A 15,014-nucleotide genomic window follows, 5' to 3' on the forward strand; every position below is an offset into this window, starting at 1 on the left:
ACGAATATCCGGACCAAAAACTCAGATCACGATATAACCATATCAATATTTGCTTCTTTCTCTTATAACGAAAAGCATGTAAAAAGACGGCTATTCATGATATGTCGATTACCTGAACGGATATTTTCTCATGCGAATCAAGCTTGCTCTGGGAGTGGCCGCACTCACGGCCCTCTCTCCTTTGACCGCCCAGGCCACCAACGGCTACTTCAGTCATGGTTATGGCACCATCAGCAAAGGGATGGCCGGTGCTGGCACTGCTCTGTCCCAGGACAGCATTGCAGCGGCGACCAATCCGGCGGGCATGGCGTTTGTTGGCAATCGCATTGATGGCGGTCTCGAAGTGTTTTCTCCCAGGCGGGAATACACAGTAGAGGGTCCGGTCTCTCCTCCTCCCGCGTTCTCCCTGCAGCCGGGCACTTACAAAAGCAGCCGCAACGGTTTCGTTATCCCCCACCTGGGCTTTAATCGGGAACTGTCCGACACCACAAGCTTCGGCGTTTCGGTGTTTGCCAATGGTGGCATGAACACCGACTACTCCGGTGAAAGCGGTGGTCCGTTTTACGCTGGCCGCACCGGGGTCAACCTGGAGCAGCTATTTATTGCGCCTACCTGGTCCTGGGAGTTCTCAGATAACCAGGCCATCGGCATTTCGCCCGTTATTGCCTATCAGCGTTTTGAGGCAGAAGGCCTGCAAAGCTTCGCACCCTTTTCCTCAGACGCCAGTGCCCTTTCCAACAATGGCACTGATGACGCCTGGGGTTACGGCTACCAGATCGGCTGGCAGGGCGAGATCACCGACACCCTCCGCGGCGGCGTAAGCTGGCGCAACATTCTGACGATGAACGAGTTCGACAAATACCGTGGCCTGTTCGCCGAGCAAGGCGACTTCGACATTCCACAGATGTTCAACGCAGGCATTGCCTGGTCTGGACTCGAAGACCACTGGTTCCTGCTGGATATCCAGCATATCCGCTACAGCGAGATCAACAGCGTGGGCAAGCCGCTCCTGCCCAATCTGCAGACGGCTCAACTCGGCGACGATGACGGCGCAGGCTTTGGCTGGGACGACATGACCATCGTCAAACTGGGCTGGCAGTGGCAGCAAACAACCTCCCACGCATGGCGGGCCGGCGTAAGCTACGGTGAGAATCCCATCTCCGATGAAGATGTGCTGTTCAACATCCTGGCACCGGGAGTCCAGGAATGGCACTTTACCGGCGGCTTTACCCACAACTTCAGCGAAAACCTGGATGTGTCGGGTATGGCGTTTTACTCACCGGCCAAGACCGTGACCGGACCCAACCCGCTGGCACCGAACCAGACCATCGATCTGGAAATGTACCAGTTGGGTGCCTCTGTCAGCGTCGGTTGGAAGTACTGAGCCAACCCTAGCCAGTCCCAAAAGCCCCGGTTCGCCCAGGGCTTTTCTTTTACAGCACCGAATTGAGATTCGCCGCAGTAATACCAACAATCCGCTGCCTCGCCTCACGGCTGGCCCAGGCAGAGTGCGGGGTAATAATCAGGTTCGGAATATCGTCCGCCAGCAGGGGATTGCCGTTGCGGGGCGGCTCCTCGGTCAGCACATCGAACCCGGCACCGCTGATCTCGCCGGCACGCAGCGCGTCTGCCAGCGCCTGCTCATTCACCAGGCCGCCGCGGCTGGTGTTGATCAGCAACGCGTCCGGCTTCATCATTTTCAGTTCACGGGCACCGATCAGATCCCGGGTTTCATCCGTGAGCAGGCAATGCAGTGAGAGCACATCCACTTGAGGCAAGAGTTCATCCAGGGGGATCCGGGAATACCCGTCCACCTCTCCGGCTTCCTGACCCGGTCGGGCCCCCAACAAGACCCGCATGCCAAAGGCCGCAGCCCGCTCCGCCACGCCTTCACCCAGATCGCCGTAGCCGACAATACCAAGCGTGCGCCCCTCCAGCTCCATAATCGGATGATCCATCAGGCAGAACATATCACTCTTGCCCCAAAGCCCGGACCGCACATCCCGGTCATAATCCAGCAGCCGGGTGGCCAGCGCCAGCATCAGAGCCATCGTGTGCTGGGCCACCGTCGAGCGGCCGTAGTTCGTCACGTTCATCACCTTGATGCCATGATCCCTGGCTGCCGCCTGATCAATATTGTTCAAACCGGTCGCAACCACCGCGATGGTTTTGAGCTCCGGGCACGCCTCGAAATGCTCTCTGCCCAGCACCACTTTGTTGACCAGCACGGTGTCGAACCCCCGGATGCGCTCCAGCACGTCATCCGGCGCAGTTCGCTCATACTTTTCAAGCCCGCCGGTCACCGACTCGATGGGCGAGAGATCCACATCATCGCCAAGCGTTTTGGCATCAAGGAACACCGCTTTCATACTTTTCTCCTGAATCCAGATGGCCACAGATTAGGGTAGACTGAGGTAAACGTCCAAGACTCAAAATGTCCAAGCAAGAACAGGGTGTGAACCATGGAACATGAATTCTGGCACGAACGCTGGGCCAAAAAGGAAATCGGATTCCACGAGGGCACGGTCAACCAGTACCTTCACGACCACTGGCCGGAACTGGCCGGCAAAGGCACTGAGGCCGTTTTCGTACCCCTGTGCGGCAAAGCCCACGACATGTGGTGGCTCCACGACCGCGGCCACCCCATCATCGGCGTGGAACTCAGCGAGCTGGCCTGCAAGGACTTCTTCGAAGAAGCCGGCGAAAAAGCCAAGGTACACCCGGGCGAGCCCTTCATAACCTTCAAACACGACAACCTGCAACTCTGGTGCGGCGACTTCTTCCAACTGGTCCCCGACGATCTGAAGCACGTTCGACTGGTCTACGACCGGGCCGCCCTTATCGCGTTGCCGCCCCAAATGCGCAAAGACTACGTAAACCATCTCACCGCCATCATCCCCGACGGCACGAAAATCCTGCTGATCACCCTGGACTACGACACCGAAATCAAGGGTCCTCCGTTTAACGTCAGCGACGAGGAAGTGCAGGAGCTCTACCAGGACGACTACAAAATCGAACACATCCTGACCAACACCCTGGCCAAGGATCACCCGTTTACAAAACGGAAAGGCCTGGAAAACGCCTCGGAAAGCGTGTTCCGTCTAACCAAAATCTAAGATGCCTTCAAGCGGTCGCATCTTTAGTCTGATCGGAGTGTACCGGGGGTCTTCCTGAAAGCGAATTTGATGTCTGAGCGCAGCGAGTTGCCAATTCGCTTTCAGGAAGACCCCTGGTGCGCTCCAGCCCCCATAGCGACATGCCAGCCCACCAGAGCTACAAAAACCCCACACCGCTCTAACATAATTTAATGAACCTTAACCACTCACACACTGTCCAACTCCCGAACCGTGAACTAAGCTCAAAATAACCAAGCCGGCCACGAGTTGATCGTTCACAGGCTTGTAAGTATCCATTCCTTCCACCCATAACTAAACGAACCGCCCGGATGGGCGGAGCCGACTGCAACGGGGAAATTGCGTGAATTGAAAGCTGAAGATACAGCGAGCGAGGGCAATCTATGAGCATACTGCAGCACTTCAAAGACCGGTATGAGAGTACCCAGGAAGAAGAATACAGCCTGGAGGAATACCTGGAGATCTGCAAAAAGGACCCAACGGCCTATGCCACGGCCGCTGAGAGAATGTTAATTGCCATTGGCGAACCAGAGCTCGTCGATACTTCCAAAGATCCGAGGCTTTCAAGGATATTTTCCAACAAGGTCATCAAGCGGTACCCCGAGTTTTCCGAGTTCTATGGCATGGAAGACGCCGTGGAAAACATCGTTTCCTTCTTCCGCCACGCCGCCCAGGGCCTGGAAGAAAAGAAACAGATCCTCTACCTGCTGGGCCCAGTGGGCGGTGGTAAATCGTCTCTGGCGGAAAAACTCAAGTCACTGATGCAGAAAGTGCCCTTCTACGCCATCAAGGGCTCGCCAGTAAACGAATCTCCCCTGGGTCTGTTCGACCCGGCCGAAGACGCCCAGATCCTCGAAGAGGAATATGGGATTCCTGCCCGTTACCTGAAAAACATCATGTCGCCCTGGGCCGTGAAACGCCTGCATGAGTACGGCGGCGACATCAGCCAGTTCCGGGTTGTAAAAATGTACCCCTCGGTACTCGACCAGGTTGCTGTTTCCAAGACCGAGCCCGGTGACGACAACAACCAGGACATTTCCGCCCTCGTCGGGAAGGTCAACATCCGCATGCTGGAGGATTTCTCCCAGGACGATCCGGATGCCTACAGCTTCAGCGGTGGCCTGTGCAAGGCCAACCAGGGGCTGATGGAATTCGTAGAGATGTTCAAGGCACCCATCAAAGTGCTGCACCCATTGCTGACCGCGACCCAGGAAGGCAACTACAACACCACCGAAGGCATGGGCTCTGTCCCGTTCGACGGTGTGATCCTGGCCCACTCCAACGAATCGGAGTGGCAGACCTTCCGCAATAACAAGCACAACGAGGCGTTCCTTGACCGGGTCTATATCGTCAAGGTGCCCTACTGTGTGCGGGTGACCGAAGAAATCGAGATCTACAAGAAACTGCTCAGCAACAGTTCGCTCGAAGGTGCTCCCTGCGCGCCAGACACCCTGGACATGCTGGCCCAGTTCTCGGTGCTCTCGCGCATCAAGGAGCCGGAAAACTCCAGCATCTTCTCCAAGATGCGGGTTTATGACGGCCAGAACATCAAGGATACCGACCCGAAAGCCAAATCCATCCAGGAGTACCGTGACGCCGCTGGCGTGATGGAAGGCATGGACGGGCTCTCTACCCGCTTCGCCTTCAAAATCCTGTCCAAGGTCTTCAACTTCGACACCACCGAAGTGGCGGCGAACCCGGTACATCTGCTGTATGTGCTGGAGAAACAGATCGAGCAGGAGCAGTTCCCGCCGGAAACCCATGAGAAATACCTGAGGTTCATCAAGGAATTCCTGGCGCCGCACTATGTGCAGTTTATCGGCAAGGAAATCCAGACTGCGTACCTGGAAAGCTACAGCGAATACGGCCAGAACCTGTTCGACCGCTATGTCACCTATGCCGACTTCTGGATCCAGGATCAGGAATACCGGGATCCGGACACCGGCGAAATCCTCGATCGCTCCTCCATCAACGAAGAGCTGGAAAAAATCGAGAAGCCCGCGGGCATTTCCAACCCGAAGGATTTCCGGAACGAGGTGGTCAACTTCGTGCTGCGGGCCCGGGCCAACAACGGTGGCAAGAACCCGTCCTGGCTCAGCTACGAAAAGCTGCGCAGCGTGATCGAGAAGAAGATGTTCTCGAACACCGAGGATCTGTTGCCGGTGATTTCGTTCAACCCGAAAGCAAGTCAGGAAGACCAGAACAAGCACAAGCAGTTCGTCGAGCGTATGGTCGATCGAGGCTACACGGAGAAGCAGGTCCGGCTGTTGGCCGAATGGTACCTGCGGGTTCGCAAGTCTCACTAAGTCAGTGACCATTCACTGAGCTGGAGTAACGCCATGGGAATGACCCACATAGTCGACCGGCGACTGAACGGTAAAAACAAGAGCGCGGTGAACCGGGAACGGTTCCTGCGCCGCTACCGCCACCACATCAAGCGAGCGGTGTCGGATGCGGTTCAGAAGCGCTCAATCACCGATATAGAACGGGGCGAGAAGGTCAGTATTCCGTCCCGGGACATTGAAGAACCCATCTTCCACCACGGCCAGGGCGGCAAACGGGAGGTGGTGCACCCCGGCAATCAGGAATTTGTGGCCGGCGACACCATCCCCAAGCCAGAGGGCGGCGGAGGCCAGGGCTCCGGACAGGGCCAGGCCAGCCCGGACGGCGAAGGTATGGATGAGTTCGCCTTCCAGATCACTCAGGAAGAATTCCTCGATTTTCTGTTCGACGATCTCGAACTCCCCAACCTGGCCCGCAAGAAACTCAAGGACACCGAGGCCTTCAAGTATATCCGCTCCGGCTTCAGCACCGAGGGGGTGCCGGCCAAGCTGGATGTCGTACGCTCGTTGCGCGGTGCCCACGCCCGACGCCTGGGCCTGGGAGGCGCGCGCAAGAAGAAGATCCGGGATCTGGAAAAACAGCTGGAAGCACTGAAATCAGCGCCGGAAGACCTGGATCCCGCGTTCAGCCACGAAGACCAGATTCAGGTTCTGGAGGAGGAAATCGCGCGACTGAAGGCGAATGTTCGCCGCATTCCCTTCATTGATGAGATCGACCTGCGCTATCGCCAGCACGTGAAAAAGCCACAGCCGGCCACCAGTGCCGTGATGTTCTGCCTGATGGACGTGTCCGGGTCCATGACCCAGATGCACAAGGACATTGCCAAGCGCTTCTTCATCCTGCTGTACCTGTTTCTGAAGAAGAACTACAAGAAGATTGAAGTGGTCTTCATCCGGCATCACACCAGCGCCAAGGAAGTGGACGAGGAGGAGTTCTTCTATTCCCGGGAAACCGGCGGCACTATTGTCTCCAGCGCCCTCAAGCTGATGCACAAGATTATCGAATCCCGGTATTCCCCGGCCGAGTGGAACATATACGCTGCCCAGGCATCGGACGGTGATAACTGGAACGATGACTCGCCGGTGTGCGGGAAGATCCTGGCCGACAATATCCTGCCCTTGGTGCAGTATTTTGCCTACGTGGAGATCACACCCCAGGACCACCAGATGCTCTGGTACGAGTACGAGAAGATCCAGGAGCAATTCCCACAGAGCTTTGCTCTGCAGCAGATCGCCGACCCCGGCGAAATTTACCCGGTATTCCGGCAGTTGTTCGAGAGGAAAGCCGCATGACTAACCTCATGGACCGTCCAAACTCGCCCGAAAGCGATCAGCCCAGAGCCCGGGAGCCGATCTCGACCGGTTCTGAATGGACGTTCGAGCTGATCCAGAAATACGACGACGAGATTGCCAAGTGCGCCGCCGAGTTCGGCCTGGACACCTACCCCAACCAGATTGAGGTGATCAGCGCCGAACAGATGATGGACGCCTACAGCTCCGTGGGCATGCCGGTTGGCTACCATCACTGGTCCTTCGGCAAGCAGTTCCTCAGTACCTCCAAGGGCTATCAGCGCGGTCAGATGGGCCTGGCCTACGAGATCGTGATCAACTCCAACCCCTGCATCGCTTACCTGATGGAAGAGAACACCCTCCCGATGCAGGCGCTGGTTATCGCCCACGCTTCCTACGGCCACAACTCGTTCTTCAAGGGTAACTACCTGTTCCGCACCTGGACCGACGCCAGCGCGATCATCGATTACCTGGTGTTTGCCCGCCATTACGTGGCGGAGTGCGAGGAGCGCTATGGCGTGGATGCCGTCGAGGAAATCCTGGATTCCTGCCATGCCCTGATGAACTACGGCGTAGATCGCTACAAGCGCCCTGCACCGATATCGGCTTCAGAAGAAGTGCGGCGCCAGAAGGAGCGTGAGGAGTACCAGCAGCGGCGCATCAACGATCTCTGGCGCACCATTCCGAAAATGGACGACGAGGATGACCCGGTTAGACGCGGCAAGCGCTACCCGGAAGAGCCACAGGAGAACATTCTCTATTTCATCGAGAAGAACGCGCCACTGCTGGAGACCTGGCAGCGGGAAATCATCCGCATCGTGCGGAAGCTGGGCCAGTACTTCTATCCCCAGCGCCAGACCCAGGTCATGAACGAAGGCTGGGCCAGCTTCTGGCACTACACCCTTCTACACCGTATGTACGACAAGGGCCTGGTGACAGACGGTTTCATGCTGGAGTTTCTCCAGAGCCACTCGGCGGTGGTGTATCAGCCACCGTTCAATAGCCCCTGGTACTCCGGCCTGAACCCTTACACCCTGGGATTCTCGATCTTCACGGATCTGCGCAGAATCTGCGAGAACCCCACAGACGAAGACCGGGAGTGGTTCCCGGACATCGCCGGCGGCGACTGGCTGGAAACCCTGCATTTCGCGATGAAGAACTTCAAGGACGAGAGCTTCATCCAGCAGTTCCTCTCACCCAAGGTGATGCGGGACCTTAAGCTCTTTGCGATCCAGAACGACGATCAGGAGGACGTCTATCGGGTAACCGCCATCCACGATGAACCCGGTTACCGGGACCTGCGCGAGAAACTGGCGCGACAGTACAATCTCAGTTATCGCGAACCCAACATCCAGGTATGGAATGTGGATGTGCGCGGCGACCGCTCCCTGACCCTGCGCCACATACCGGTAGACCGTGTGCCACTGGGCAAGGAAACCGACGAGGTTCTGCGCCATGTGCACAGGCTCTGGGGCTTTGATGTGCATTTGGAAAGCGTGGACGATGGCACCGTGGTGGAAGACCACCACTGCCCGCCAAGGGAACTTGAGGAGGACTGAATCTGGAGCCTGATGGCAAATTCGGGCCGGTACTGGCCGGCCCGATTCTACGTCATTCCGCGCCGGACTCACTTGTTCTGTGGCTGGTAACCAGCGAACGGACAGCGCTCGCCGTTCAGGTATTCAAAGGCAGAGAGCTCCTGCTGGATCGTCCGCTAGCAGAATCAGAGGTTTCACGGCTTCGAATTGGTACCCGTGCCTGGCTGAACCTTCTGACAATCACACCGGACTCCGCTCTGCCCCGGGACACCCCGCTTGAGTACGACCTGGGGCTCACTGGTGACGGATCCGCCCCACCCCGATGGATCCGCAGCTGGGCTACGCATCTTTGCCCGGAGAGCCGCGATCGCCCTGGCTTTACCCTGAAGTCGAAACTGGATCGCATACTCCATGGCTCCTGCCGGAGACCTCACCATCCCTCGCGAGACGGTTTGGTTCGGGTGGATGAGGAACTGCAGAAGGCACAGAGACTAGAGGACGTTCCGTCTCTGCTGCTGATGACCGGCGACCAGGTCTACGCCGATGATGTGGCCGGTCCGATGTTGCACGCCATCCAGTGCGTTATTCACCAGCTGGGTCTTTACCAGGAAGTGCTGGAAGGCGCCTCGCTTTCACACAGCAAGGAACTGACTTCGGTAGCAAATGCCTATTACCACCGGGATGAACTGCTGCCGGAATCCGAATTTAACGAGGACCTCACCGAGCGTTTCTTTGGTGGCGTCCGCAAGCCAGTGTTCACAACCGCCAACGCCGGCAATCACCTGATCTCGTTCGCCGAGGTGATGGCCATGTACCTGCTGGTGTGGTCGCCGGAGCCCTGGCACCTTGTTACCAGCGCGGAGCCAGTCGAAGATCCGGACGAACTGGCGCGTTATCGGAAAGAACAGGCCGCTATCGACGAGTTTCGCAGAACCCTTCCGCGGGCAGCGCGGGCCATGGCTAACGTGCCCGTCTATATGATCTTTGATGATCATGACGTTACCGACGACTGGAATCTCTCGGCCCTCTGGGAAACCACCGCTTATGAACACCCCTTTTCCCGGCGCATCATCGGCAATGCCCTGCTGGGCTATCTCTTGTGCCAGGGCTGGGGTAACCAACCGGGTAATTTCGGGGACCTGATCGAACAGTGTCAGAAGCTGTTCGATTCCAGTGACGGACAACACGAGCTGGACAAGGCCATCCAGGATGAATTGATCGACCAACTGTTTCACTTCCAGCACTGGCATTACAGCCTGCCCACCTCGCCCAGACTGGTGGTTCTGGACACCCGCACGCACCGCTGGCGCAGTGAGATCCGGCGCAGCCACCCGTCCGGCCTGATGGACTGGGAATCGCTGACCGATTTCCAGCATGAGATCATGGGCGAGGACGCGGTCGTGGTGGTCTCCCCGGCGCCCATGTTCGGGGTGAAGCTCATCGAGATGATCCAGCGGGTGTTTACCTTTTTCGGCAAACCCCTGCTGGTAGACGCTGAAAACTGGATGGCGCATCGAGGCGCCGCCAGTGTACTGCTCAATATTTTCGGCCACCCCCGAACGCCCAGACACTTCGTGATTCTTTCCGGGGATGTCCACTATTCGTTTGCCTATGACGTTAGGCTGCGCCACAAACAGAACGGTCCACATGTCTGGCAGATCACCAGTAGCGGCATCAAAAATGAATTCCCCAACACCCTGCTGGAATGGCTGGACCGGCTCAATCGCTGGCTGTTTGCGCCCTGGTCGCCCCTGAACTGGTTCACCAAGAGACGGCGAATGTGGATCTCTCCCAGGCTACCGGAGGGCCGGGAGGCCGGTGAGCGGCTGTGGAACGGAGCCGGCATCGGAGATGTGCGGCTGGATGAAGAAGGCGCACCCACCGCCATCCGGCAACTGGATGCCGGCGGCGGGGGTACGATTTTTCAGCGGCGCGCTAAAGACGACTAATCAGGCGTTGACCGAAGGCAGTCCGGACAGCGCCATCGCCAGTTCCTGTTCGTCGTATTCGTGGTCGCTCAGTTCACCGGCGAAGTAGGAGGTATAGGCCGCCATATCGAAATGGCCGTGACCGCAGAGGTTGAACAGAATCACCTCTTCCTTGCCTTCCCGCTTGCAGCGCAGGGCTTCATCAATGGCGCCCTTGACCGCATGGTTGGCTTCCGGAGCCGGCACGATACCCTCATTCTTGGCGAACAGCACACCGGCCTCGAAGCACTCCCGCTGGGTATAGGACACTGCATCAAACAGCCCCAGTTCCTTGGCGTGGGAAACAAGTGGGGCCATACCGTGGTAGCGCAGGCCACCGGCGTGGAAGCCGGGCGGTGTGAATCCGGAGCCCAGGGTATGCATCTTCGTGAGCGGGGTCATGTGGGCGGTATCGCCGTAATCGTAGGCGTATTTGCCCCGGGTCAGGGTCGGGCACGCCGAGGGTTCCACCGCGACGATCCGGGATTTCTCACCGCCTCTAAGAGCGTGGCCCATGAACGGGAAGGCAATACCGGCAAAGTTGGAACCACCGCCAGTGCAACCCACGATCACATCCGGCCAGCAGTCTGCCATTTCCATCTGCTGCATGGCTTCCAGCCCAATGATGCTTTGATGGAGCAGCACGTGATTGAGTACCGAACCCAGGGCGTATTTGGTGTTCGGATCCTGCACAGCCAGTTCCACCGCTTCGGAGATGGCAATACCGAGACTGCCGGTGTGGTCGGGGTTCTCGGCCAACACCTTGCGACCGAATTCAGTCAGCTCCGAGGGTGAGGCCACACATTTAGCGCCATAGGTTTCCATGACGGCCCGGCGATAGGGTTTCTGGTTGTAGGAAACCCGCACCTGGAAGACGGTAACGTCGATATCAAACAGGGAGCCGGCAAAAGATAGCGACGTGCCCCACTGCCCTGCACCGGTTTCAGTGGTCAGGGTACGAATGCCCGCTTCGCGGTTGTAGAAGGCTTGCGGAATCGCCGTGTTCGGCTTGTGGCTGCCCGCCGGGCTCACGCCCTCGTACTTGTAGAAGATTTTAGCCGGGGTTCCGAGTGCCTTCTCCAGGCGATGCGCGCGATAAAGAGGCGCTGGTCGCCAGAGATTGTAGACGTCACGCACCGGCTCCGGAATCTCGATTTCCCGCTCGGTGGTTACCTCCTGTTCGATCAGCGCCATCGGGAACAAAGGTTCCAGATCCGACGGTTCCACCGGTTTCTGGGTGCCCGGGTGCAGTACGGCCGGCAACGGCTCAGGCAGGTCCGCCTGCAGGTTGTACCAGTATTTGGGCATCTGGCTTTCTTCGAGAAGGAACTTGGTTTGCATGAATAAAAAATCCCTACTGTTTGTGTTGTTATAGGTATTCAGAATACCCATTCCAGGCCCGCATAAAAAGTTCTTCCGGGACCTGGTTCGAAATAGCCCCGGTCTTCCACCGGGCGGTTCGCATTGGCGTTTATGCGTACATTACTGAAATAATCCTGATCCAGCAGGTTGCGAATGCCGGCATACAGGTTCAGGGTCTGATACGCCATGCGAATTGAATCGCCGGCACGCAGACCAGCCAGCCAGTAATCACTGACCAGGGTCTGGTTACTGTTCTCGGCGTAGAACTCGCCCACATACTGCCACTCGAGGGCCGCAAAACGGCCGCCTGTTCCGCGCCACTCCAGCTCGTTCACCCAGAGCTGCTCGGGCAGACCTGGAATGGCATTGCCGCTGGCATCGTTGCCCTGCTCATCGGCAAAGTCCCGTAATTCGTAATCCGCCAGGGTCAGCGCGCTGGTTACCCGCCATGCGTAGGAAAGCTCCCAGGCCAGTCCCAGTTCGAAGCCATTGCGACGGGTTTCACCGGCGTTTTCATAGAAGGTCTGATCGCCCACGTTGAAGGGCAGGATCTCGTCCTCCACCTGAATGGAAAACAGCGCCATATCATAGCTCAACCCTGCACCCAGCATGCCGCGCATACCCAGCTCGCGATTCAATGCCTGCTGGGGTTCCAGTTCGGGATTGAAACCACCGCCGTTGGGGTTGGCAAACTCGGTGAAGGTGGGGGACTCGAAAGCGGTACCCAGGGTGGCGTATACCTGGTGCCTCGGTGCCAGTTTGTAGCTGATTCCGGCAACACCACTGTACTCCCGGAAGGTCCGGTTGCCCGAATCATCGCTACCGTCCTGCAGCCATTCGTCGTCTATCGCCATATGCAGCCGGTCGAACCGCACGCCCAGGGAGATGTTGAGTACGTCGCTCAGCGCCAGATCGCCCTGACCAAACACCGCTACATTGGTGGCACTCTGGTTTTCGGCCTGGGTCTGGCCGGTAATATCGCCGTCAATCGATACCGAATAGCGGCGCCGGTCGTCGGACTGATGATGTGCATCCAGGCCAGTGACCCAAACCAGAGGCAATCCGGCCAGCATCGATTCCTGCTGGTACTGGGAACTGATGCCGTAAAAGTGCCGGTCGTAGGCTATCCGGCTGCTTCCGGGAAACGGCAGTTGCTGCGCGAAATCCCGTTGGGTGTAGAAGGTATCGAGGGTGAGCTGACCGGGCAGCACGACGGAATCCTCCCATCTTACACCCAGGGTCTGCTGGTTTACGGTCTGGCTGCTGTCCAGTCGCTTGGCGAGCGCGGTGGCCTGCTCCGGATCCTCTTCGGCCTGGGCCAGGGTGAGCCCGCCGGGGTCTTCGGATTTCGGGTTATGTAGCGCGTTGAACGTTGCGGTCAGACGCCTTCCGGACTCCAGATCCCGCGCGACACGGGCGTTGAACAGCGCCTTTTCCGCCTCGCTCTGCTCCCGGTGGCCATCGAATGTCAGCCACGAAAGCGTTGCTATGCCGCTGGTATCGCCATCCACGCCGTTGCCCTGTATGGCAGCCTTGCGATAGTCGTCACTGCCGCCATCCAGCCGCAGACGGCCGCCCGCCGGGAGTTCGTCGCCTGGCGCGGTCGAAATATCGATGACACCGCCGGCAGCGTTTCCGTACTGTACCGAAGCCGGCCCCCGAATAACCTCGATGCGCTGGGCCGAATCCAGATCAATGGCATCAATCTGCGACTGGCCGTCCGGCAGCGTGTAGGGGATGCCGTCCACCTGGATCCGGATACCCCGAATACCGAAAGGCGCCCTGGCCCCGAACCCGCGAGTGGACAGCCGAAGGTTCTGGGCAAAGTTGTAGCGGTTCTGGAAGAACAGGCCGGGGACGGTATCGAGGGATTCGTCCAGCTGCAGGCGCTGCTGTCCCTCACGGATGTCCGGAGCATTGACCACGGAGACCGCTGCGGGCGTTTCATACAGGTCCCGCACCAGCCTCGGAGACGTAACCTCCAGAACCAACTCTTCCTCTTCCTGGCCTGCCGTTGCTTGGGCCGTCACTACAGGGGAGACTGAAAAGCAGATGGGAACCAGTGCCAGAGTTGCAAGGTAATTATTCTTGTTCAAAGGGCCTCCAGGGGACTCGTTATCAAGAACTTCTCCTGACAACGGGTACGCCAGCAATCGGAAAATGGTGTCATCCCATTCAATCCGGCGGAAAGCCAGTTTTAAATAATCATTTCATCTGTTTTTTATAGGACTTTGGTTGCAGGTACAAGGCGGCGAAATCAGGCGGGGATCCAGGCCGCAAGCAGATCAACCAGCCAGGGAACCAGCAAAGCCGTTGCGAACGCCGAAAGTGCCATCGCCAGACCTGAGAAAGCCCCCATCTGCGAGCTTACCTGAAACGCCCGGGCGGTTCCGATACCGTGGGCTGCAACACCCATGGCGATGCCTTTGGCGGTATCATCGCGAACCCGGATCCACTCGAAGAGTTTTGTGCCCAGAACGGCGCCGGTGATGCCCGTTATCACGACCAGGACGGCCGTCAGAGACGGGAGCCCGCCAATTTTTTCAGAGATACCCATGGCTACCGGTGCCGTTGCCGATTTCGGGGCCAGGGACATCTGGATCTCCGTAGACCCTCCGAGAACGCGGGCCAGACCAATGGAACTGCCGGCGGCGATGACAACGCCGCAGAGGAGCGAAATCGTCACGGGCAGCCAGAGCTGTCGCAACCGGGAAAACTGCTGATACAGCGGCACGGCCAGGGCCACCGTGGCCGGACCCAGCAGAAAGTGAACAAACTGCCCGCCTTCAAAATAATCACTGTAAGACGTGCCGGTGGCCAGCAACAGCATGATGAGCATGGCGACGGACGTGACGACCGGATTGGCCAGGGGATTGGAATTGGTTTTCAGGTACAGCCGGTAGGCCAGACCATAGGCCACCAGGGTGATGGTCAGCCCAAGCAGCGGCGACGTGGAAAGATAGACCCAGATGTCTTTCAGCCCCGGCTCAGTCATCATCAGCCTCCTTTTCCGAAACGGGCGACGCAAACCAGCGCGTGGTTACCTGCATGATCAGGGCCGTGGCAACCATGGTTATGACCGTACTCAGCAGCAGCGCGAGGGTTATTGGAATCCACTCGTCGGCGATGCGGCCGAAATGCGCCATCATGCCCACACCGGCCGGAACAAAAAGCAGCGAAAGATGGCTGAGCAAGGCTGTAGACGCCTGGTCAACGGACTCCGGGGCTTTGCCCCGGATCATCAGGGTAATGAATAGCATCACCATGCCCAGTACCGGCCCGGGAATGGGCAGCCCCAGCAATCGAACCGTGATCTCACCCACCAGCTGATACACCAGTAGCAGGGTAATGCCGTTCAGGAACTGCATGACGCAGGACTCC

11 protein-coding genes are annotated in these 15,014 nt (G+C 58.1%); 6 read left to right on the plus strand and 5 right to left on the minus strand.

Annotated elements, in window-relative coordinates; translation table 11 throughout:
• Positions 1–130: 130 nt before the first annotated feature.
• Complete coding sequence (locus tag GJU83_RS05440; protein ID WP_153633911.1) at positions 131–1,384, plus strand: OmpP1/FadL family transporter; 1,254 nt, start codon at positions 131–133, stop codon at positions 1,382–1,384.
• Positions 1,385–1,433: 49 nt separating this feature from the next.
• Here GJU83_RS05440 and GJU83_RS05445 read toward each other — a convergent pair whose 3' ends face one another.
• A complete protein-coding gene (locus GJU83_RS05445; protein ID WP_153633912.1) occupies positions 1,434–2,369 on the minus strand; it encodes a D-2-hydroxyacid dehydrogenase in 936 nt (311 codons plus the stop codon).
• Positions 2,370–2,462: 93 nt separating this feature from the next.
• Between GJU83_RS05445 and tmpT the strand changes: the two genes are divergently transcribed.
• The 5 genes from tmpT (at position 2,463) to GJU83_RS05470 (ending at position 10,253) form a co-directional block, all read left to right on the plus strand.
• On the plus strand, positions 2,463–3,116 hold the full coding sequence (gene tmpT / locus GJU83_RS05450; RefSeq protein ID WP_153633913.1) for a thiopurine S-methyltransferase: 654 nt from the start codon (positions 2,463–2,465) through the stop codon (positions 3,114–3,116).
• Positions 3,117–3,517: 401 nt separating this feature from the next.
• Entirely contained in the window at positions 3,518–5,440 is a 1,923-nt protein-coding gene (locus GJU83_RS05455) for a PrkA family serine protein kinase (protein WP_069184449.1), read from the plus strand.
• Between the two features lie 33 nt (positions 5,441–5,473).
• Complete coding sequence (locus GJU83_RS05460) at positions 5,474–6,769, plus strand: YeaH/YhbH family protein (RefSeq protein ID WP_069184450.1); 1,296 nt, start codon at positions 5,474–5,476, stop codon at positions 6,767–6,769.
• The gene (locus GJU83_RS05465) at positions 6,766–8,325 is read left to right on the plus strand and encodes a SpoVR family protein (RefSeq protein WP_069184451.1); all 1,560 of its coding nucleotides are present in this window, start codon (positions 6,766–6,768) and stop codon (positions 8,323–8,325) included. Before GJU83_RS05460 ends, GJU83_RS05465 begins: the two co-directional genes overlap by 4 nt.
• A complete protein-coding gene (locus GJU83_RS05470) occupies positions 8,322–10,253 on the plus strand; it encodes an alkaline phosphatase D family protein (RefSeq protein ID WP_153633914.1) in 1,932 nt (643 codons plus the stop codon). The genes GJU83_RS05465 and GJU83_RS05470 overlap by 4 nt, the downstream gene beginning before the upstream one ends.
• Here GJU83_RS05470 and GJU83_RS05475 read toward each other — a convergent pair whose 3' ends face one another.
• From GJU83_RS05475 to GJU83_RS05490, 4 genes are all read right to left on the minus strand, one after another.
• Entirely contained in the window at positions 10,254–11,612 is a 1,359-nt protein-coding gene (locus tag GJU83_RS05475) for a TrpB-like pyridoxal phosphate-dependent enzyme (RefSeq protein WP_153633915.1), read from the minus strand. It abuts the gene before it with no gap.
• Positions 11,613–11,650: 38 nt separating this feature from the next.
• The gene (locus tag GJU83_RS05480; protein ID WP_153633916.1) at positions 11,651–13,729 is read right to left on the minus strand and encodes a TonB-dependent receptor family protein; all 2,079 of its coding nucleotides are present in this window, start codon (positions 13,727–13,729) and stop codon (positions 11,651–11,653) included.
• Positions 13,730–13,890: 161 nt separating this feature from the next.
• Positions 13,891–14,628 carry an LrgB family protein gene (locus GJU83_RS05485; protein ID WP_153634412.1) on the minus strand — a complete coding sequence of 246 codons (738 nt, stop codon included), beginning with the start codon at positions 14,626–14,628 and terminating at the stop codon, positions 13,891–13,893.
• Positions 14,621–15,001, minus strand: coding sequence for a CidA/LrgA family protein (locus GJU83_RS05490; RefSeq protein WP_153633917.1), 381 nt, complete (start codon positions 14,999–15,001; stop codon positions 14,621–14,623). Before GJU83_RS05490 ends, GJU83_RS05485 begins: the two co-directional genes overlap by 8 nt.
• Between the last annotated feature and the right edge of the window lie 13 nt (positions 15,002–15,014).

The sequence above is a fragment of the Marinobacter salsuginis genome (assembly GCF_009617755.1).
Taxonomy (GTDB): Bacteria; Pseudomonadota; Gammaproteobacteria; order Pseudomonadales; family Oleiphilaceae; genus Marinobacter; species Marinobacter salsuginis.